The 382-nt window shown below is 57.3% G+C and carries 1 protein-coding gene; it reads left to right on the top strand.

What is annotated here, in order from left to right; translation table 11 throughout:
• Positions 1 to 204: hypothetical protein (locus tag AAEY79_RS14245; RefSeq protein ID WP_352288891.1), on the top strand; the 204-nt coding region annotated here is incomplete at its 5' end.
• Positions 205 to 382: the final 178 nt, after the last annotated feature.

Genomic DNA, 382 nt, shown 5'->3' with positions numbered 1-382 from the left:
GTCTCCAATGGTGCGTTGGCTGGGGTCGCCGGGTTGTTGGCGACTATCACTACGGCGGTGGTGGGGCTGATCCAGAATGTGTTGTCGCCGATTCTCGACCCCATCGTTAATACCTTGCTGAGTGCCTTGGGCATCAACCTGGGCAATGCCGAAGTCGGTGCCAACCTTACTTGCCATATGGGTCGGGCTTATCTGGTGATTTAGCTGACCCCCCGAGTTCCAAATGTGGGAGCTGGCTTGCCTGCGAAGGCATCGGCTCGGTGTGCCTGATTCACCGAGTTGTCTGGATCGCAGGCAAGCCAGTTCCCACATTGACCGTATTTCCACGGCAAGATTGAGGTAAACGATGGCAGCAGCGGACGACACGCACCTGCTTCAACGC

This window comes from Psychrobacter sp. GW64-MNA-CIBAN-0177 (genome assembly GCF_040309585.1).
Taxonomy (GTDB): domain Bacteria; phylum Pseudomonadota; class Gammaproteobacteria; order Pseudomonadales; family Moraxellaceae; genus Psychrobacter; species Psychrobacter okhotskensis.
The sequence above is the reverse complement of the archived record's forward strand: the minus strand, read 5'-3'. Positions and strand labels throughout refer to the sequence as shown.